Below are 19,777 nucleotides of genomic sequence, written 5' to 3' on the forward strand. Positions count from 1 at the left end.
GCGAACTATTTCGAGAAGTCGACCAGTGCCGAGTGGAAGCCCGGCGCGAGTACGGCCATGAGGTGGTCGCCGGGTACCACGCTCAACGTTCCGTTGGGTAGCGCGTCGGCGAGGCGTTCCGGTTCGGCGGCGAACGGATCGTCGTCGCCCGCGAGCACCAGGGTCGGCACGGTGATGTCGGCCAGACCGCTGATCGGGCGGGCGTCGAGACCGGTGGCGACCGCCTGGATGGCCTGACGGTCGGCGTGCACCGCGTCCGCGAGGACCCGGAACATCATGGCGAGCGGTGGGGCGTCGGCATTGTCCTCGCCCATCGCGGTCTGCAGATCGGCCAGCTCGACGACCCGGCGGTCGACGCCGCCGCAGTCGAGCACGCCGGACCCGATGCCGCCGACGACCAGCCGTTCGACCCGCTCGTCGGCGGCGGCGACCAGCAGCGAGATGACCCCGCCCATCGAATAGCCCACCTGCACAACGCGATCGAAGCCCAGCTCGTCGTACAGCGCGCGCACGTCGTCGGCCATGAACTCCCAGGAGTACCGCGCCGGGTCGTGCGGCTTTTCCGATCGCCCGTGCCCGCGGGCGTCCAGTGACACGACGGTGCGCCCCGCTGCCTGCAGTGCGCCGACGACCCCGGTACTCATCCAGTTCGCGTTGGTATCCGCGACCACTCCGTGCTGCAGCACGACGGGAACGCCCTCGCCCTCCCACACTCGATAGTTGAGTTCCAGGCCGTCCCACGTCTTGAACTTCGTCATGACCGGATCGTAGGGGACGCCCACCCAAGGGTTGATATGTTCTATATGTTCAGCATTTACTGAAACATTAGGAGGGATACTCGACCGATGGGCACTACGGGCGAACAACCGGCCGGTCCGACACCGGAGCAACTAACCTTCGTGGAGGATTTCGCGCTCGTACTGGAACGCATGGGACTGGTCCGGATGACCGGCCGCGCCGCGGCTTGGTTGCTGGTCTCCGACCCGCCGGAGCAAACGTTCGGCCAGATCGCCGACGCACTGCAAGCCTCGAAGGGTTCCATCTCCAGCGCGCTCAAGACCTTGGTCACCATGCGCTGGGTCGACAAGATCTCCAAGCCGGGCGACCGCAAGGACTACTACTCCATCCGTCCCGGCATCCTGCCCGAATTGACCCGCCAGCAGAGCGGCATGTACACCGACCTCACCGCGATGACCTCGCGCGGCCTCGCGTTGTTCGACGACCCGAGCAGCGACCAGGCCGCCCGCGTCCGCGAGATGCACGAATTCTTCGTCTGGATGGGCAAGGAACTGCCCGCGCTGATCGACCGCTGGTACGCGGAGCACCGCGCCTGACCGGTCAGGCGAGCAGCTTGGTCCGCAACGCGGCGATGTCGGCGTCGGACAGCTTCAGGCCCTCGCGCACGTAGTTGTCGAAGCTGCCGTAGGTCTGGTTCGCCTGGTCGAAGGCGGCGTCGAGCCAGGATTGCTGGACGCCGTTGAGGGTGTCTCCGGGAGCGGCGTTGCGGTACTGGTTGGACAGCAAGTAGTCCTGGCTGACGGTGTCGCGGTCGACGCCGAGCAGAGTGAGTAGGACGGCGGCGGTCCAGCCGGTGCGGTCCTTGCCCGCGGTGCAGTGGAAAAGCACCGCGCCATCGGTATCGATGATGTCGCGCAGCACCGGGGAGAAAGCCTGGCTGGCGCCGGGGGCGGTAATAAAGGCGCGGTAGAGGCTGTCGCCGCCGGTGAGGGTGCTGATCAGAACCTCCGGTGGCGCCTGGCCGATGACGTCGTCCCAGTTGGCGGTCGCGCCCGCGGGCACCCTGTCCGGGCCGATCGCGCGCTCGTACGCCGTGCGCAGGTCGTCGACGACGCGCACCTGCCTGCTCGACAGCTCGGCGAGATCGGCCGGGGTCGCGTTGTTCAACTGACCGGTGCGGTAGACCAGACCCGTACGTACCGTCTGACCACCGATCGTCCGGTATCCGCCGATGTCGCGGGCGTTCTGCACGCCCTGCAGGGGCAGCGAGCGGTCGAACGCGAGCGCTGACGCGGCGGGCGGGTCAGCGAGCGCAACGCCGGTCACCGGGCCGAAGGCGACAGCGAGACCGACGGCGAGTGCCACCGGGGCGCGAAGCGAGCGACGGGTCATACGTACTCCAATCATCGGTTCGAGCTCCCCGGTGGCCAGGGTGGTTACGCCGGTACCTCGAACCGGGACAATGCCAACAGCCGGGAGATGGCCCGCAGATATTTCTTGCGGTAGCCGCCGTCCAGCATTTCCTGCGAGAAGATCTGGTCGAGCTTGGCACCGGAGACGGTGACCGGAATGCTCGCGTCGTAGAGTCGGTCGGCCAGCACCACGATGCGCAGCGCGACAGCCTGGTCGGTGACCGGGTGCACCTGCGCGATGAACACCGCCGACACCCCGGCGATCAGCGCACCGTACTTGGACGGGTGCAGCGTGCTCAGGTGCTGGAGCAGCGCGTCGAAGTCGTCGAGCGTGGAACCCGGTGTGGCGGAGGCGCGTTCGGTCAGCACCGCCAACGAGGTCGGCTCCGGTGCGGGTGGCAGATCGCGGTGCCGGTAGTCCGGGCCATCGACCCGCACGGGCTCGAAGATCGACCCGAGCTTCTTGATCTCCCGCAGGAAATCCTGTGCGGCGAAACGACCTTCGCCCAATTGACCCGGCAGCGTGTTGGAGGTCGCGGCAATGGAAACACCCTTGGCGGACAGCTCGGTCAGCAGTCGGGAGACCAGCATGGTGTCGCCGGGATCGTCGAGTTCGAACTCGTCGATGCACAGCACGCTGTTCGCCGACAACCGTTCCACGGCATTGGTGAAGCCCAGGGCGCCGACCAGATTGGTGAGCTCGCCGAAGGTGCCGAACGACTTCGGCGCGGGCGCGCTATGGAAGATGGAGGCGAGCAAGTGGGTCTTGCCGACACCGAATCCGCCGTCCAGGTACAGCCCGGCGCCGGACACCTGCTTCTTCTTGCCGAACAGGCTCTTCTTGTTGGCTGCGTGGTGGATCTTGGCGACCTCACCGGCGAACTCCTCCGCTTTGCGCACCGCGGCCGCCTGGCTCGGCTCCTGGGGATCCGGAATGTAGGACGCGAAGCTGACCTCGTCGAACATCGGCGGGGGCACCATCTGGGCGACGAGCTGGTCGGCCGGAACCTCCGGGTGGCGGTCGACGAGGCGTTCTTGCCCGAGCGAGCGCAGCGAGTGAGCAATAGGCACGACCGAAGCCTAATGACGTGGTGTGATCTACCTTCATGCAGCGTATCCACAATGCGATCCAGCTCACAGACCTGGGACCGGACGACCTCGCCCAGCTGTACGCCTACCCCGCCGACCTACGCGAGCCCTGCGTGCGCGCCAATTTCGTGTCCAGTATCGACGGCGCGGCCACCAGCGACGGCCGGTCGGCGGGCCTCGGCACGCCCGCCGACAAGGCGGTGTTCCTGATGTTGCGCGAACTGGCCGACGTGGTGCTGGTCGGCGCGGGCACCGTCCGCGACGAAAACTACGGCGGCGCCCGGACCGATCCGCAGCGCCGCCGCGCGCTGCACGAGCGCGGTATCGGCGGGCATCCGGACGGCGCCGCACCGCCGATCGCGGTGGTCACCGCGAGCGCGGCGATCGACCAGGCCGCCCGGCTGCTCACCGACACGACGGTCCCGCCGTTGATCATCACCACCACCACGGCCCCCGCGGACCGCAAACAGCAGCTGGCCGACGCGGGCGCCGAGGTGGTCGAGGCAGGCGATCTGGCGGTGACCCCGAAGGCACTGCTGCGGGTGCTGGCCGAACGCGGCTTGCACCGCGTGCTGTGTGAGGGCGGACCCCATCTGTTCGGCGAGTTGCTGACCGCCGACGCCGTCGACGAGCTGTGCCTGACCACCGCACCCCTGCTGGTGGGCGGCACGGCCCGGCGAATTTCGCTGTCCGCGCACGAGTTCCAGCGCCCGATGACCCGCGCGCACATCCTGCTCGACGACGACGGCACGATGCTCACCCGATGGGCCCGTGCATGAAACACCGGCCCGAACCTGGCAGGCTGTAGCGCATGCGCTGGACTCGGGCCGTCGTGCTGGCCGCGACACTCTCGATCATGATCGCCGGATGCGGGGCGGGACCCTCCGACCGACCCGGCGTCGCCGTCGAGCGTGAACGAGTCGGCGGCAATGCCACCACCTCGGCCGCACCGGCCCCGCCGCCGAGCGCTGAGCTGCCCAAGACCGACCTGGCGTGGAACGACTGCACAGTGCCGACCCTGAACCTGCTCGGCCTCGGCCCGGCTCCGGCGGGCCTGGTACTCGAATGCGCGGAGTACTCGACGCCGATCGACTCGACCGGTGCCGTGCTCGGCAACTTCCGGGCCGCGGCCATGCGCGCCCGGCTGCCCCAGACCCCGGCGGACGCGGCCCCGATCGTGCTCACCTCCGGCACGGACCGCTCCTCGACCGCCACGCTCGCCGGACTGGCCGCCGGACCCGCGAGCGCCCTGCTGGCCGCCCGCCCGATCGTCGCGGTGGACCGGCGCGGCATCGGCAGCTCGCAGGCGCTCGACTGTCTGCCCCCGGAGGTGCGCAAGGGCCTGGCCGACAACGCCCAATTCGGTCCCGGCGCAACCGATCCCGTCGAGGCGATGACGGTGTTGAGTCAGGAAGCCACCATCGCCTGCCGCGATTTCCTGCAGCCCTACGAGGGCACCTTCGACGCGCCGCACGCCGCCGACGACATCGAACAGCTGCGCAAGCAGTGGCAGGTCGACCATGTGGCACTGCTCGGCACCGGCAACGGCGCGAAGGTCGCGCTCAGCTACGCCCGTAAATACGGTGATCATCTGGCCAGGCTGGTCGTCGACTCCCCCGAGGCCGTCGGCGCGGACGCCGCCACCCGGGCCGAGCAGCAACTGGCGGGCGCGGAGGCGGCATTGACCGCATTCGCCCAGCGCTGCACCGGAATCAGCTGTTCGCTCGGACCGGACCCGCGCGCCGCGATCACCGAGCTGGTGCAGCGAGCCGGTTCCGGCGGGCTCGGTGACATCTCGGCCAACGCACTGCTCACCGCGATATCCGGCTTCCTCGGCAGCCCGCGGGCCGACCAGGCCAACCGGATCGGCGAACTCGCCGACGCGTTGTCGGCGGCCGGGCGCGGCGATCGCGGTCCGCTCGGCAACCTCATCCTGCGTGAGTCCGCGGCGATCGCCGGGGACGGTCAATTCGTGAACCGCTGCACCGACACTCAGCAGCCGCCGACGCCCAGCAAAGCCAAGGAACTGATGGGCACCTGGGGCAGCAAGTACCCCGTGTTCGGCCGGAACGCGGCGATCGGGCTGATGGAATGCGCGGCCTGGCCGGTGTCCACCACGCCGCCGATGCCGGAGAAACTCTCCATTCCGGTGCTGATCCTCGGCGGCATCGCCGACCCGGTGGTGGGCAACGGTGGCCAGGCGTCGGTCGCGGGCGCACTCGGCACGGCCGGTGCCCGCACCGCCGGACTCACCTGGCAGGGCTGGGGCCATCCGGTGTCCACCCACTCGACGTGTGCGCAGCGGACCGTGGTCGACTACCTGAAGGACGCCGAACTGCCCGCCGACGGGACCGTCTGCCCGGCCTGATCCAGCGCCCCGAATAGCGCCTCGAGCGGCGCGTCGGACAGGTCCGGGCAACCGTGCGAAGGTGATCCGGTGTACCGTGCCCCAGTGTTACTTCGACAGCTCGAGCCCCGCACTGCTCGCACCACCGCCGAGGTGATCAAGTTCGCACTCTGGCCCTTCGCGGTCATGACGGTGCTGAACCGGGTTTTCATCAAGGCTGTCAATGGTTTCATCACCGACGACTTCCGGCCGGTCTACCAGGCATCGCTCGATTTTCTCAACGGGCGCCCGGTGTACACGGCGAACTTCGACTCGGTCGATCCGCACTACCTGTACTACCCGAGCGGCACGCTGCTCATCGCTCCGGTCGCGGTGCTCGACTACGAGAAGGCGCGCTGGCTGTTCATCCTGCTGAACGCGATCGCGATCATCGCCGCCTGGTATCTGCTGCTGCGATTGTTCCGATTCACGGTGAGTTCGGTTGTCGCGCCGGTGTTGCTGTTCGCGATGTTCATGTCGGAGACGGTCATCAACACGCTCGTCTTCACCAACGTCAACGGCTGCATCCTGCTGGCCGAGCTGATCTTCTTGCACCTGCTGCTCAAACGACGAGACCTCTGGGCGGGTGCCGCACTCGGGTTGAGTATCGCGGTCAAACCGACTCTGGCACCGCTACTTCTGATCGCCTTGGTTCGTGGGCAGTGGAAGGTTTTCATCACCGCGCTCGGTGTGCCGCTGGCGCTGACCGCGATCGCGTGGCCGATGTCGAAGGACCCGGAGAAGTTCTTCACCCGCACCGCGCACTATCTCTTCGAAACCCGCGACTACTTCAACAGTTCGATCCCGGGCAACGGCGAGTACTACGGCGTGCAGCCCTGGCTGATCTGGCTCATGCGCCTCGGCATGGGCGTGCTCGTCGCCATCTCGCTGTGGCTGCTGTACCGCTACTACCGGGACGACGAACTGTTCTTCGTCTGCACCGCCTCGGGTGTGCTGCTCACCGCGGTGTTCCTGCTGCCCTCGCTGGGGCAGATGTACTACTCGATGATGCTGTTCCCGTTCCTGATGACGGTGGTGCTGCGCAATTCGGTGCTGCGCAACTGGCCCGCGTGGCTGGCGGTGTTCGGGTTCATGAGTTACGACAAGTGGCTCTCGGACCGCTGGCAGCACATCGGCCGGGACCTCGAGTACCTGCGCATCACCTTCGGTTGGGGACTGCTGCTTATCGTGGTGTTCTGCGTGCTCGGTGATCGGTACCTGGCCGCGCGGCGCGAAGGGCGGCTGGCCTTCGGCATCGACCCCACCTGGATCAAGCCCGTGCCGACCGGCGCCGCGGCCACCCCGGGCGCTTCGGTGCCCGATTCGCCCAGCCCCACGAATGGTTCGGCGACGACCACCGCGAAACGTATTAGCGTGGAGTGATGAGTTCCGAAGCCGACACGTCCCTGCCCGCGCCGCGGATCCAGCTGACGCCCCAGGAATGGCGCTCCAAGCTGACCCCCGAGGAATACGCGGTGCTGCGCGAGGCAGCCACCGAACGTCCCTTCGTCGGTGAATACACCGACACCAAGACCGACGGCGTCTACGAGTGCCGGGCCTGCGGAGCCGAACTGTTCCGCAGCACCGAGAAATTCGACTCACACTGCGGGTGGCCGTCCTTCTTCGACCCGGCGAAATCCGACGCGGTGATCCTGAAATCGGACGACACGCTCGGCATGCACAGGGTCGAAGTGCTGTGCGCGAACTGCCACAGCCACCTCGGCCACGTGTTCGAGGGCGAGGGATACAACACGCCCACCGACAAGCGCTACTGCATCAACTCCATCTCCCTGCGACTGCACCCCTCGGGCAGCGCAGCGGAGTAATCAGCGTCGAGCGCTGGACCGAACAGTACGGTCCGGCGCGACGCCTCGCACGCCCCGAAAACCCGGGGCTTGCCGGTTGATAGCTCAGGCCTCGGTCTCGGCTCAGGGCAGGGCGTTTATCAGCTTGTCGAGTTCGACACGGGGGCCGGTGAAGAACGGGGTCTCCTCACGCACGTGCAAGCGGGCCTCGGTGGCGCGCAGGTCACGCATGAGGTCGACGATGCGGTGCAGTTCGGGGGCCTCGAAAGCGAGGATCCACTCGTAGTCGCCGAGCGCGAACGAGCTGACCGTATTGGCGCGCACGTCCGGGTAGCCGCGGGCGGCCTTGCCGTGGTCGGCGAGCATCTTGCGCCGCTCCTCGTCGGGCAGCAGGTACCACTCGTAGGAGCGGACGAACGGGTACACGCAGATGTAGTTGCCCGGGTCCTCGCCGGCCAGGAACGCGGGCACGTGACTCTTGTTGAACTCCGCGGGCCGGTGCAGCGCCACATTGCTCCAGACCGGGGCACTGGCCCGGCCGAGCTCGGTGGTTCGGCGGAAGTCGGCGTAAGCGGCCTGCAGGTCCTCGACCCGTTCGGCATGCGTCCAGATCATGAAATCGGCGTCGGCGCGCATCCCCGCCACGTCGTAGACGCCGCGAACGACTACCTCGCGATCGGCCAGACCGTCGAAGAACGCGCGCGCCTCCTTGATCGCGGCGGCCCGATCGTCGCCGAGCGCACCCGGCCGCACCTGGAACACCGAGAACATCAGGTAGCGAATGGTCGAGTTGAGTGCCTGATAATCGAGTCGCGCCATGCACACATCGTGCCACTCGCCGGAATGTGACCGTTTCGCGGTCCACGGTCGTGGGCGTCCATGTCGAACGATGCGGGGCGTGGGATCGCCGTGGGCGGCTGCGGCTCAATGCGGCCCCCAGCCGCCTGCCGACAGCAGTGGTTCACTCACCTCGAATGAGCTTCCGCGAGACCGGGGCGGTCGGCGCGACGGCGAGCGCCCGGTCGGTGACGGTTGCCTCGAATGAGCTTGCCGCGCTTGTGGTTACGGCGGTGATTCGGTAAGCAGCGACGATGGCCCGAACGGGACTGAGCTTGCGGCGCTTCAGCCTACGGCGGCGATGCGGTGGGCGGCGGCGTTACCTGAAGCGACGCAGGCGGGGACGCCGACGCCGTGCAGATAAGCGCCCGCGACGGCGATTCCGTCGAGCGAATCGACCGCGGCTTCGATGGCGGCGACCCGATCGGTGTGACCGGGGGCGTATTGCGCGAGCCCACCGCGCCAGCGCCGCACCACGGCGGAAACCGGTTCGATGGCGACGCCGGTCACGGTGGCCAGATCCTCGGCGGCGGCGGTGATCAGGTCGGCGTCCGACCAGGACAGGGTCGAGTCGTCACCGAATTTGCCGAACGAGGCACGGACCAACGCCGTTTCGCGCTGGGCCAGATGGGTCCATTTGCGGCTGGACAGAGTGAATGCCTTGGCGCGCAACGGTTCTCCGGTAGCAACCAGGATGCCGGAGTTGTGCGGGAGCGCGGTGTCGCGGGGAAGGGCAAGTGCGACAACGACGGACGAGGACAGTTCGATACCGGCCAGCGCCGCAGCGGCGTTCGGTGCGACCGTACCGAGCAGTCGCGCGCTGACCGGTGCGGGCGTGGCGAGCACGACCGCGTCGACCGCACCGATCGGGTCGACGACCCAGCCGCGCAGCCCACGGGCCAGCCGGGTGGCCGGTGTCGCGGTGACGAACTTCGCGCCGGATCGCGCCGCCAACGCCTCCAGCAGCACCTGATAACCGTCGCGGAGCCCACCGAACACCGGTGCGTCCGAGGGCGGCGGCAGCGCGACGGAGACCGCGTGGGTGAGACTGGGCGCGCCGTCGTCCAACGCGGCGGCCAAGGTCGGCAGCGCGGCGCGTATCCCGATCGAGCGGGAACTCCCGGCGTATACCCCGCCGAGCAGCGGGTCCACGCTGCGCTCGGCGACCTGCGCCCCGAACCGGTCGGCGATCAGCCGGTACACGTCGATGTCGGCGCCGGGCTCCCAGGCCAGCGGCCGCCGCGGTTCCGTGGCGATCCGCTCGACCGTCTCCGCGTCGACCAGCCCGCGCATCGATTCGGCGTCCGCCGGTATCCCCATCAGCGTCCGCTCCGGCAGCGGATGCGTCACGCCGCCCGACCACAGCAGCGGCCGCAACCCCGCGGGCGTCACCAGCTGCGTCTCCAGTCCGACCTCGCGCAGCAACTCCGGCACCTCGGGCCGCCGCCCGACAAACGCCTCCGCCCCGAGATCCAAAGGCTCCCCGGCTACTTCACCGGTATACAGAATCCCGCCCACCCGCTCGGCCCGATCCAGCACCAGAATGTCGGCCTCGGCTCCCAGCAGCACGCGCAACCGATACGCGGCAGCCATCCCACTGATCCCGCCACCGACCACTGCGATCCTCATAGCCCCGACCGTATCCCCCGCCCGCACACCCACCGCCACTAGGTCAGGGCGGCGTGCTCAGGGGACACCGCTGACGATGATGTCCGCGTGGGCGCGGGTGTCGTCCGCGGCGAAGTGGTCGTCCTCGTCGGTCATCCAGCGCTCCCACAGCGGCAGCGCGGCTTCGCCGTCCCGTTCGAGCCCGCGCGCCAGTCGCACGGTGCGCGGCGTATCGACCCAGATGGCTAGCGACAGCTAGCTCGCCAGGACCCCGGCCACGATCCGCGCGAGCACTACAGTTCGTGCACCAGGTCGACCAGTGCGGTCAGTACGCCGGGGTCGGTGTCGGGCAGCACGCCGTGGCCGAGATTGAAGATGTGTCCCTTGGCGCCCAACGTGATCGCCTCGTCGGCCTCGTGCGCGATGCGGCGCGCTTCGGCTTCGACCGCGGCCGAGCCCGCGAACAGGACGGCGGGATCGAGGTTGCCCTGCAACGCTTTTCCGGGTCCGACGCGGCGCACTGCCTCGGTGAGCGGCACCCGCCAGTCGACACCGACCACATCGGCGCCCGCCTCACCCATCGCGCCGAGCAGCTCGCCGGTACCGACACCGAAGTGGATGCGCGGCACGCCCGCGTCGGCGACCTCGGCGAAGACGCGTTCGGAGTGCGGCAGCACGAACCGGCGATAGTCGGCGAGGGACAGCGCCCCGGCCCAGGAATCGAACAGCTGCACGGCGTCGACACCGGCGGCCAACTGGGCCCGCAGGAAGGCGATGGTGATGTCGGTGAGCGCACCGAGCAGCGCGTGCCAGGTCTGCGGGTCGGCGTACATCATCGACTTGGTGCGCTCGTGGTTCTTGCTCGGCCCGCCCTCGACCAGGTAGGACGCCAGCGTGAACGGCGCGCCCGCGAACCCGATCAGCGGCGTCTCGCCGAGTGCGTCGACCAGCAACCGCACCCCGTCGGTGACCGCGCCCACTTCTTCGGGGCGCAACCGCGGCAGCCCGCGCACATCGTCGACGGTGCGCACCGGCGACGCGATGACCGGTCCGACGCCGGGCACGATGTCGAGGTCGATGCCCGCCGCCTTCAGCGGAACGACGATGTCGGAGAACAGGATCGCCGCATCGACGCCGTGCCTGCGGATCGGCTGCATCGTGATCTCGCACACCAGCTCCGGATCGAAGCAGGACTCCAGCATGCCGACGCCCTTGCGCAGCTCGCGGTATTCGGGCAGCGACCGTCCGGCTTGCCGCATGAACCACACCGGACGCCGGCTCGGCGTCGCGCCGGTGGCGGCGGCCAGGAACGGGGCATCGGTCAACCGGCGGCGGGTATGAGTGCTCATCGAGCCCATCGTAAAGGGCGGCTGTCCAGCCCCCATCCGCCCGGGCGGGCCATCCCACGGGACATGGCCGCGACAGAACGCGGGTGCCGTCGCGGTGCGGTCCCGCTCGACGGGCACAGTGTGTTCCTAGGGTCGGCGGGGGGCGACACGCCCGGCGGTGAGGGCGCGCCAAAGCATGGAAGGGCCTGCGGACGCCGCAGGGATACAGCGGCGCGCCTCCGACTGTGCCGGGTGCACAGGGTCTACCGTCCCCTTCGTGACACCGCTCGACTTCCGCGACGGCGCCGCACCGACCGAGGGACCTCATGGCGAGCCAGCTCAATTTCGCGCCGCGGTCGATGCGATGGGCACCGCTACCGTGCACCCTCGGATCGAGCTGGCGCCGATCCGGCCGCCGCAACGTCTGGCGCCCTACTCGTACGCACTCGGTGCCGAGGTAAAACATCCGGAATCCGGTGTCGTGCCGGTCGATTCGGAAGGCGACGCGTTCGGCAGGCTGATCCTGCTGCACGACCCGGACGGTGACGACGCCTGGCATGGCACGCTGCGGCTGGTCGCCTACATCCAGGCCGACATCGATGCCGCGCTGGCCGCCGACCCGCTGCTGCCGGAGGTGGCGTGGAGCTGGCTGGTGGACGCGCTGGAGTCGCGGTCGGAACCGTTCACCGCGCTCGGCGGCACCGTCACCTCGACGAGTTCGGTACGTTACGGCGATATCGCGGGCCCGCCACGGGCGCACCAGTTGGAGCTGCGCGCCTCCTGGACCGCGCTCACCGACGACATGCGTCCGCACGTGGAAGGTTTCTGCGAGGTACTCGCCTACGCGGCCGGACTCCCACCGGCCGGCATCACCGAGCTGCAGATGCGGCCGGACCTGTCGAACGACCAGCGATAGCCGACCGCTATTCCGCTGCCGTTCTCCCTTCCGACACACGGAAGCCCGATAGGACGACGACCGCCGCGGCACTGCACGTAAAGTTCAACAACATGTCCGTACCCGACGAATCCGAACCCACCGGCGCGCCTCCCCTGCTCGCGCCCGTGGATGGCGTGCCTCCGGTACTGGACACCGCCGCCGAAATCGCCGCGGCCGCCGCTCGTCTCGCCGCGGGCACCGGCCCGCTCGCCGTCGACGCCGAACGTGCTTCTGGCTTCCGGTATTCGGCGCGCGCCTACCTGATTCAGCTACGCAGGGACGGCGCCGGAACGTTCCTCATCGATCCGATTCCGGTCACCGAAGCGCTCGGCCCGCTGGCCGACGCGATCAACGGTCTCGAGTGGGTATTGCATTCCGCGGACCAGGATTTGCCGGGTCTCGCCGAACTCGGCCTGCGTCCGCAGCGGCTGTTCGACACCGAATTGGGCGGTCGGCTGGCCGGTTTCGAGCGCGTCGGACTGGCCGCGATGGTGGAGAACCTGCTCGGGCACGCGTTGCGCAAGGGACACGGTGCCGCCGACTGGTCCACCAGGCCGCTGCCCGACGAATGGCTCAACTACGCGGCGCTGGATGTCGAACTGCTGCTGGAGTTGCGCGACGCGGTCGCCGCCGCGCTCGCGGAACAGGGCAAAACGGATTGGGCGGCACAGGAATTCGAGCACGTCAGGACGGCGGAGCCGGCCGCACCCAAGGCGGACCGGTGGCGGCGCACCTCGGGCATCCACAACCTGCGCCGGGCCAGGCAACTGGCCGTGGTGCGCGAACTGTGGACCACCCGAGACACGCTGGCCCGCGCCCGCGATGTCGCGCCCGCCCGGATTCTGCCGGACGCCGCGATCATCGCGGCGGTGACGGCCGACCCGAAGACCATCGCGCAACTGCGTGCGCTGCCGGTATTCGGCGGGCCGCGGCAGCGCCGGTACTCCCGGGAGTGGCTGGCCGCGATCGATCGCGGCCGGACCATGCCGGACAGTGAGCTGCCGCCGCTGACCCAGCCGTTCGACGGTCCGCCCCCGGTGAACCGCTGGGAACGGCGCGACCCGGCGGCCGCCGCCCGGTTGACCCGCGCGCGCACGGCGATGGGCGAGCTGTCCACCGAACATTCGATTCCGGTGGAGAACCTGCTTTCCCCCGACCTGGTCCGCCGCCTCTGCTGGGACGGCCTGCCGGATTACGACCGCGTGCCCGACTCCCCCGCCGACCTGGCCGCCGCCATCGACGGCTTCCTGAAATCGGGTGGGGCAAGGCCGTGGCAGCGTGAACTGGCTGTGCCGGTCCTGACCGAGGCACTGACGCCGAAGCAAGCCGACTGAGTCGCGCCGCTACTCCTTGATGCCGAAGTCGTAGGCCTCCTGCAGCCAGCCCTCGTTCACCACGTGCTCGATGACCGAATCGTCGAGCACCCGGATCTGATGGGTCCACTTCCCCGGGTATGTCTCCTGCACGCTGAGTACCAGTGGATCCGACACCGGTTTGCGCATGTCGAGGGTGAGCATGAGGACGTCCTCGGGCACCTTCTTGCCCCGCGGCGTGGGCCACAGCCAGGCGAACTTCCGGTCGGCGCCGAAGGAAACCTGGCTTTTGGTGACCGCGGTGGTGACCCCGCCCAGTGCCTGGATTCGCGGCGCCAGAGTGCGGAACAGGCGCAGTGCGTCCGGTCGGCCGGCGAACAAATTCTCGACGGTGTGTTCGTCCATCCTTGGCATTATTGCCGAAGCAGCCGTGCCGAGGCGGCCGCTCGGAAATGGGGGCAGCTGGTGAAGTCCGCATAATCGCAGGCCAGCCCGTGATCGATCATCTCCAGCGAGGCCTGCGCGCGGGCGATGCGTGCCCGTAATTCTTCGCGCCGCCGCAGCAGTACCGCCGAGCGGTCGGAGCCGGTGAGGATTGCGCGGATTTCGTCGAGGCTGAATCCGGCGTCCTTCGCGAGCAGGATGACGGCGACGCGGAAGACATCGTCGTCGGTATAGCGTCGGCGTCCGGCCGAATCCCGTTCGGGATCAAGTAGACCCACGGATTCCCAGTGCCGCAGCACATGGGTTGCCAGACCGAATCGCGCGGCCACCGTCCCGATGGTTGTCGCCGCGGCACTTGACTTCATGTCAACATTAAGTCGAATGATGGCCGCTATGTCCACCTCTGCCACCGACAGTTTGATCCAGCGACTCGACGCCGCCGACGCCATGCCCGGCGCCGCCGAGCTGCGCACCCACTCCTACGAACTCCTGCGTCTGCCACCCGGCGCCACCGTGCTGGACGTCGGCTGTGGTTCCGGTCGCGCCGTTGCCGAGCTGGCCGCTCGGGGGACCTGCCCCGTCGGTATCGATCCGGATCAGCAGATGCTCGACGTCGCGCGAACACGCTGGCCCGCAATGGATTTCCGGCCAGGCAGCGCGCAAGCCCTGCCACTGCCGGACGAATCGGTGTCCGGTTATCGCGCGGACAAGGTATTCCACGAAATCGCCGACCCGGCAGCGGCATTGGCCGAGGCGCAGCGAGTCTTGGCGCCGGGCGGTCGCATCGTCCTGCTCGATCTCGATTGGGACGCCGTCGTAATCGATTCGGACGATCTGGCGACAACCCGCGCCATCGTGCATGCTCGCGCGGACGCGATCACCAATCCGCAGGCCGCTCGCGGATGCCGGAACATGCTGCTCGCCAGCGGTTTCCGCGACGTCACCCTGGAGGGGCGACTGTCGATCTGCACCGACGGGCACATGCTCTCACTGCTGACCCGCCTGACCGAGGTGGCGGTCGCCACCGGCGAACTGGACCGCGAACGCACCGAAGCGTGGCTCGCGGAACAAACCGCGCGGGCCGGATCAGGCCGCCTGATGCTGGCGATACCGCTGTTCATCGCGGCGGCGACCCGGCCATAGCGACGGGCTCACCGCGCGGCGAGCCACCCGCCGATCCGCCGGGCGATGTCGGGAGCCGTGAGTCCCAGCTCCGCGTGCACCTCACCGCGCGACGCATGGTCCAGGAACTGCTGTGGCACACCGAGATCGCGGGTCGGGATATCCAGACCGGAGTTGCGCAGCCGAGCCGACACGGTCGAGCCGATGCCGCCGTGCAGTCCGCCGTCTTCCAGCGTGACCACGAGCCGGTAGTTCTCGGCGAGTTTGATTAGCGTGTCGGAGACCGGGAGCACCCAGCGCGGGTCGATGACGGTGACCGAAACCCCTTCGGTCTCCAGCAGATCCGCGGCGCGCAGGGCGGCCTCGGCGAACGAGCCGACGGCCACCAGCAGCACGTCACCGCGAACCGCCTGGACCGATCCGCCGCCGTCGAGCGCGGGTTCGTCGCCGGTGCGCTCACCGGCGGCGAGCCGGAGCACGTCCACCCCGTCGAGCCGTTCGACCGCCGTAATATCGTCGGCGACACTGCCTTTGGGGAACCGGATGGCGGTGGGGCCGTCGTTGACGGCGAGCGCCTCGGCCAATTCCTCGCGCAGGGTCGCCGCGTCGCGCGGTGCCGCCACCCGGATGCCGGGGATGATGCCGAGCACCGAGAGGTCCCACATGCCGTTGTGGCTGGCGCCGTCGGGACCGGTGATGCCGGAACGGTCCAGCACGACGGTCACCGGCTGCTTCAACAGCGCGACGTCCATCAGCAGCTGGTCGAAGGCCCGGTTGAGGAAGGTCGAGTAGATCGCGACAACGGGATGCATGCCGCCCAGCGCGAGCCCGGCCGCCGAGGCCATGGCGTGCTGTTCGGCGATGCCGACATCGAACATCCGCTCCGGGAACCGTTCGCCGAAGGCCGCGAGCCCGGTCGGCCCCGCCATGGCCGCGGTGATCGCGACGATGTCGTCGCGCTGTTCGGCATGCGCGATGAGTTCCTGGGAGAACACCGAGGTCCAGCCGAGCGCCTTCGGCCCACCGACCGGAACCCCGGTGAGCGGGTCGATCGGGTCGCAGGCGTGCATCTGATCGGCGATGTGATTCTCGGCGGGCGCGTAGCCGTGGCCCTTCTGCGTCACCGCGTGCACCACCACCGGTCCGCCGAAGTCCTTGGCCCGGCGCAGCGCCGCCTCCAGCGCGACGATGTCGTGCCCGTCGACGGGGCCGACGTACTTCATCCCGAGGTCGCTGAACAGCTCCTGCGGGCTCACCGCGTCCTTTATCCCGGCCTTCACCGCGTGCATCATCGAGTAGGCGGACTCGCCGACCCGGGGAATGCTCTTCAGGATCCGTTTCCCGGCGTCGAGCGCGTGCTCGTAGGCGGGCTGGGTGCGCAGCGCGGTCAACCGGTCGGCCAGGCCGCCGATGGTCGGCGCGTAGGAGCGGCCGTTGTCGTTGACGACGATCACCACCGGGCGGTCCGGTGCGCCCGCGATGTTGTTGAGTGCCTCCCAGCACATGCCGCCGGTGAGCGCGCCGTCCCCGACCACGGCGACCACATGCCGGTTCTGCCCGCTCAGCGCGAACGCCTTCGCCAGGCCGTCCGCGTAGGACAACGACGCGGAGGCGTGCGAGGACTCCACCCAGTCGTGCGCGCTCTCGGCGCGGCTCGGGTAGCCGGACAGTCCGCCCTGCTTGCGCAGCGTGTCGAACTCGTCCTTGCGGCCGGTCAGGATCTTGTGCACATAGGCCTGGTGGCCGGTGTCGAAGATCAACGGGTCGGCCGGCGAGTCGAAGATCCGGTGCAGGGCGATGGTCAGCTCGACCACGCCGAGATTCGGGCCGAGGTGCCCGCCGGTCGCGGCCACCTTCCGCACCAGGAACTCACGGATCTCGTCCGCCAGCTCACGCAATTGCGGCGCGGTGAGCGGACGCAGATCTTCGGGCGTGTCGACCCGGGAAAGCACTCCCACCTGAACTCGCTCCCTCCGGATTGTGCATCTGATCCGATCAGTCTACGGAGCGGCGGGCGGTGCCCTGGAACGAGAACCGAACTGCCACACCTGGCAACGACCATCACCAGCCGACATCGGGCCGGAATGTGAGCCTCGGCATACCGTACTCGGCCTACAGTGATCATGTGGCCCAGCCCGAAGAGGCGACCCAGCGGACAATCGAACCGGGCGTCGTGTCCAGGATCGTCACCGACGTCTACCAGCTGTGCCGCCCCGACGATTCCGGCATGCTCGCCGACTACATTCCGGAACTGGCTGCGGTGCAGCCGAATTCGTTCGCGCTGTGCCTGGCCACCGCCGACGGGCAGGTGTACGGCACCGGCGACCTGGCCACCCCGTTCACCATCCAGTCGATCTCCAAGCCGTTCACCTACGCGCTCGCACTCGCCGACCGCGGCACCGAGGCCGTCGACGAGCGCATCGACGTGGAGCCGTCCGGTGAGCCGTTCAACGAGATCAGTTTGGATCCGGTGACCGAGCGCCCGCGCAATCCGATGATCAATGCGGGCGCGATCACCGCTGCGGCGTTGATCACCGGCAGCGATCCGGCCGAGCGCTTCGAACGCATCCGGCGCTGTTATGCGCGCTTCGCCGGACGCGAATTGAGCATGAACGAGGCGGTGTACACGTCCGAATCGCGCACCGGCTTCCGCAATCGCGCCATCGGGTACATGCTGCGCTCGTTCGGCATCATCGACTCCGACCCGGACGAGGCGGTCGACCGCTACTTCCGCCAGTGCTCGATCGACGTGACCTGCCGCGACCTGGCGTTGATGGCGGCGACGCTGGCCAACAACGGGCGCAACCCGGTGACCGGGGAACGCGCGCTGTCGACGGCGCTGACCGAGCGGGTGCTCAGCGTGATGACCACCTGCGGCATGTACAACGCGGCAGGCGACTGGGTGACGACGGTCGGGCTGCCCGCGAAAAGCGGGGTCGGCGGCGGCATCGTCGCGGTGCTGCCGGGGCAGATCGGCATCGCGGTCTACTCGCCGCGGCTGGACGCGCACGGCAACAGTGTGCGCGGCGTAGCGGCCTGCCGGGAGTTGTCGCGGCGGCTGGAACTGCACTTTCTGCACGTCACGCGGGCGGCGCGGACGGCGATCCGGGTCGGGTACTCGGTGGCCGAGGTGCCGTCGCGGCTGCGCCGGACGACCGACGAGATCGCGTTGCTCGCCGAGCACGGGCACCGGGCCCGGGTCTACGAATTGCACGGCGATCTGTTGTTCGCCGGCGCGGAGAGCGCGGTGCGGACCATCGAGGCGCAGGCGGGTGAGCTGGCGGCGCTCGTGGTCGATCTGCGCCGGGTGGGCGAGGTGAGCGCGATCGCGGTGCGGATGCTCGACGACCTGCAGACCGAGCTCGCGGCGGTCGGCGTGCGGGTGGCGCTGGTCGACCCCGATGCCAAACTTGGGCACCTGGTGTCCAGCTTGGATCCCGACGACCCGCGCGGGCGGGTGTTCATCGACCGCGATACCGCGACCGAATGGTGTGAGAACATCGTGCTCGACCGGCACCGGCCCGCCGATGAGCCGGAGTGCACGTCGATCTCGATCGAGGATCATCCCGCGCTGGCCGCGCTGGCGGCGGACGACCGGGCGCGGTTGGCCAAGGAGTTCGAAGTGCGCACGTTCGCGCGCGGTGAGGTGATCGCGCGGCGCGGGAGTGCGCGATCGGGGCTGTATCTGATTCTGGAGGGGCGGGTGCGGATCACGTTCGAGGGCAGTGACGCTCGGACGCATCGGCTGGTGAGTTTGTCGGCGGGGATGTCGTTCGGGGAGATTCCGATGCTGGTCGGGACGCCGTTCGTGAACGAGGCGCGGGCCGAGTGGGGGGTGCGGGTCGCGGTGTTGAACCCCGCGCGGTTCGATCGACTCACCTCGCAGGCGCCGCAGCTGAAGCTGGCGCTGCTCGAACGGCTCGCGGCGGGGGCGTACGCGCAGATGGATGCGGCGGTGCGCGCGATCGCGGTACGCGGTGGGGATTATTGAGCGCGTCGGCGGGGACGATTGCGCCGCGTCCGCCGTTGACCACATGAGAGCTACCGTCGATCGATCGAGGAGTATGCCGTGAGTGAGAAGTCCGACTCCGCCGAGGCGGGCGCCGTCACCGTTTTCGGCAGCGGTACGGCCCGCGCCACGCCTGATCTGATGCGTGTCACGATTTCCGTCGAGTGCCGGGCGAGCAAGGTCGCGCTCGCCTACAGCAAGGCCGGGGAGCGGGTCGCCGCGGTGACTCGTTCGCTGCGCTCCGACGGGGTGGCGGGCACCGATATCGCGACGAGTGGGTTGTCCGTGCACACCGAAACCGTGTGGACCGAAGGGCAGGGCAATCGTATTACCGGGTACCTCGCGAGCACGTCGTTGACCGTCGCGCTGCGCGACATCGGTGACGACGCCGATCCCGGGCCCGCGACGGTTATTGCCAACGCGGTCGAGGCGGGTGGCGACGATGTTCGCCTCGGCGGTTTGAATTTGACCTTCGCAGACCATGAGTCGCTGCTCGTCGAGGCACGGGACGGGGCGTGGCAGAACGCTGTCGTCAAGGCTGAGCAGTATGCGCAGCGGGCGGGGCGTTCGCTCGGAGCGGTGCTGGAAATCACCGAGAATACTTCCGCCGCACCGCCGCCCATTCCGCGGATGAAGGCGATGTCGGTGTCGATGGACGCCTATGGTGCCGCTCCGGTTCCGGTCGAGCTCGGCGAGAGTGAGATCTCGGCGGTGATTCGCGTTACCTGGCAGTTGAATTGACGCAGCTC

20 protein-coding genes are annotated in these 19,777 nt (G+C 68.7%); 10 read left to right on the top strand and 10 right to left on the bottom strand.

Annotated elements, in window-relative coordinates:
• Nucleotides 1-5 precede the first annotated feature (5 nt).
• Nucleotides 6-758, bottom strand: a complete 753-nt coding sequence (locus tag ACFK0J_RS26915) for an alpha/beta fold hydrolase (protein WP_378731907.1) — start codon at nucleotides 756-758, stop codon at nucleotides 6-8.
• An 87-nt stretch (nucleotides 759-845) separates the two neighbouring features.
• On the opposite strand from ACFK0J_RS26915, the gene ACFK0J_RS26920 reads away from it, so the two are divergent.
• Nucleotides 846-1,334: a GbsR/MarR family transcriptional regulator gene (locus tag ACFK0J_RS26920; RefSeq protein WP_378731909.1), complete on the top strand. Its 489-nt coding sequence runs from the start codon at nucleotides 846-848 to the stop codon at nucleotides 1,332-1,334.
• Between the two features lie 4 nt (nucleotides 1,335-1,338).
• On the opposite strand, the gene ACFK0J_RS26925 is transcribed toward ACFK0J_RS26920, so the two are convergent.
• Both ACFK0J_RS26925 and zapE read right to left on the bottom strand, forming a co-directional pair.
• Nucleotides 1,339-2,130 carry a tyrosine-protein phosphatase gene (locus ACFK0J_RS26925; protein WP_378731911.1) on the bottom strand — a complete coding sequence of 264 codons (792 nt, stop codon included), beginning with the start codon at nucleotides 2,128-2,130 and terminating at the stop codon, nucleotides 1,339-1,341.
• Between the two features lie 44 nt (nucleotides 2,131-2,174).
• Complete coding sequence (gene zapE, locus ACFK0J_RS26930) at nucleotides 2,175-3,131, bottom strand: cell division protein ZapE (RefSeq protein WP_378743038.1); 957 nt, start codon at nucleotides 3,129-3,131, stop codon at nucleotides 2,175-2,177.
• Between the two features lie 125 nt (nucleotides 3,132-3,256).
• Here zapE and ACFK0J_RS26935 point away from each other — a divergent pair, with 125 nt between their 5' ends.
• From ACFK0J_RS26935 to msrB, 4 genes are all read left to right on the top strand, one after another.
• Entirely contained in the window at nucleotides 3,257-4,018 is a 762-nt protein-coding gene (locus ACFK0J_RS26935) for a pyrimidine reductase family protein (protein ID WP_378731913.1), read from the top strand.
• Nucleotides 4,019-4,050: 32 nt separating this feature from the next.
• The gene (locus tag ACFK0J_RS26940; RefSeq protein WP_378731915.1) at nucleotides 4,051-5,607 is read left to right on the top strand and encodes an alpha/beta hydrolase; all 1,557 of its coding nucleotides are present in this window, start codon (nucleotides 4,051-4,053) and stop codon (nucleotides 5,605-5,607) included.
• An 84-nt stretch (nucleotides 5,608-5,691) separates the two neighbouring features.
• Nucleotides 5,692-7,008: a glycosyltransferase family 87 protein gene (locus ACFK0J_RS26945; protein ID WP_378731917.1), complete on the top strand. Its 1,317-nt coding sequence runs from the start codon at nucleotides 5,692-5,694 to the stop codon at nucleotides 7,006-7,008.
• Nucleotides 7,008-7,451, top strand: coding sequence for a peptide-methionine (R)-S-oxide reductase MsrB (gene msrB / locus ACFK0J_RS26950; RefSeq protein WP_378731919.1), 444 nt, complete (start codon nucleotides 7,008-7,010; stop codon nucleotides 7,449-7,451). The genes ACFK0J_RS26945 and msrB overlap by 1 nt, the downstream gene beginning before the upstream one ends.
• Before the next feature lie 102 nt (nucleotides 7,452-7,553).
• On the opposite strand, the gene hemQ is transcribed toward msrB, so the two are convergent.
• From hemQ to hemE, 4 genes are all read right to left on the bottom strand, one after another.
• Complete coding sequence (gene hemQ, locus ACFK0J_RS26955; protein WP_378731921.1) at nucleotides 7,554-8,249, bottom strand: hydrogen peroxide-dependent heme synthase; 696 nt, start codon at nucleotides 8,247-8,249, stop codon at nucleotides 7,554-7,556.
• 303 nt (nucleotides 8,250-8,552) lie between these two features.
• The gene (locus ACFK0J_RS26960) at nucleotides 8,553-9,896 is read right to left on the bottom strand and encodes a protoporphyrinogen oxidase (protein WP_378731923.1); all 1,344 of its coding nucleotides are present in this window, start codon (nucleotides 9,894-9,896) and stop codon (nucleotides 8,553-8,555) included.
• Between the two features lie 57 nt (nucleotides 9,897-9,953).
• The gene (locus tag ACFK0J_RS26965) at nucleotides 9,954-10,094 is read right to left on the bottom strand and encodes a hypothetical protein (protein WP_378731926.1); all 141 of its coding nucleotides are present in this window, start codon (nucleotides 10,092-10,094) and stop codon (nucleotides 9,954-9,956) included.
• 74 nt (nucleotides 10,095-10,168) lie between these two features.
• Complete coding sequence (hemE, locus tag ACFK0J_RS26970; RefSeq protein ID WP_378743040.1) at nucleotides 10,169-11,233, bottom strand: uroporphyrinogen decarboxylase; 1,065 nt, start codon at nucleotides 11,231-11,233, stop codon at nucleotides 10,169-10,171.
• Between the two features lie 247 nt (nucleotides 11,234-11,480).
• On the opposite strand from hemE, the gene ACFK0J_RS26975 reads away from it, so the two are divergent.
• Entirely contained in the window at nucleotides 11,481-12,119 is a 639-nt protein-coding gene (locus ACFK0J_RS26975) for a DUF3000 domain-containing protein (RefSeq protein WP_378731929.1), read from the top strand.
• A 92-nt stretch (nucleotides 12,120-12,211) separates the two neighbouring features.
• Entirely contained in the window at nucleotides 12,212-13,474 is a 1,263-nt protein-coding gene (locus ACFK0J_RS26980) for an HRDC domain-containing protein (protein ID WP_378731932.1), read from the top strand.
• 9 nt (nucleotides 13,475-13,483) lie between these two features.
• Here ACFK0J_RS26980 and ACFK0J_RS26985 read toward each other — a convergent pair whose 3' ends face one another.
• Both ACFK0J_RS26985 and ACFK0J_RS26990 read right to left on the bottom strand, forming a co-directional pair.
• Nucleotides 13,484-13,858 (bottom strand): DUF5655 domain-containing protein, encoded by a 375-nt coding sequence (locus ACFK0J_RS26985; protein ID WP_378731935.1) that lies wholly within the window; start codon nucleotides 13,856-13,858, stop codon nucleotides 13,484-13,486.
• A gap of 8 nt (nucleotides 13,859-13,866) precedes the next feature.
• Complete coding sequence (locus ACFK0J_RS26990) at nucleotides 13,867-14,262, bottom strand: MerR family transcriptional regulator (protein WP_378731938.1); 396 nt, start codon at nucleotides 14,260-14,262, stop codon at nucleotides 13,867-13,869.
• Between the two features lie 28 nt (nucleotides 14,263-14,290).
• Between ACFK0J_RS26990 and ACFK0J_RS26995 the strand changes: the two genes are divergently transcribed.
• The gene (locus ACFK0J_RS26995) at nucleotides 14,291-15,040 is read left to right on the top strand and encodes a methyltransferase domain-containing protein (protein WP_378731940.1); all 750 of its coding nucleotides are present in this window, start codon (nucleotides 14,291-14,293) and stop codon (nucleotides 15,038-15,040) included.
• An 8-nt stretch (nucleotides 15,041-15,048) separates the two neighbouring features.
• Here ACFK0J_RS26995 and dxs read toward each other — a convergent pair whose 3' ends face one another.
• The gene (dxs, locus tag ACFK0J_RS27000; RefSeq protein WP_378731943.1) at nucleotides 15,049-16,977 is read right to left on the bottom strand and encodes a 1-deoxy-D-xylulose-5-phosphate synthase; all 1,929 of its coding nucleotides are present in this window, start codon (nucleotides 16,975-16,977) and stop codon (nucleotides 15,049-15,051) included.
• A 167-nt stretch (nucleotides 16,978-17,144) separates the two neighbouring features.
• On the opposite strand from dxs, the gene glsA reads away from it, so the two are divergent.
• Together glsA and ACFK0J_RS27010 are read left to right on the top strand one after the other, a co-directional pair.
• Nucleotides 17,145-19,010, top strand: coding sequence for a glutaminase A (gene glsA, locus ACFK0J_RS27005; protein WP_378731946.1), 1,866 nt, complete (start codon nucleotides 17,145-17,147; stop codon nucleotides 19,008-19,010).
• Nucleotides 19,011-19,088: 78 nt separating this feature from the next.
• Nucleotides 19,089-19,769, top strand: coding sequence for an SIMPL domain-containing protein (locus ACFK0J_RS27010; RefSeq protein ID WP_378731949.1), 681 nt, complete (start codon nucleotides 19,089-19,091; stop codon nucleotides 19,767-19,769).
• The last annotated feature ends 8 nt before the right edge of the window (nucleotides 19,770-19,777 follow it).

Source organism: Nocardia brasiliensis (assembly GCF_042691675.1).
Taxonomy (GTDB): Bacteria; Actinomycetota; Actinomycetes; order Mycobacteriales; family Mycobacteriaceae; genus Nocardia; species Nocardia brasiliensis_D.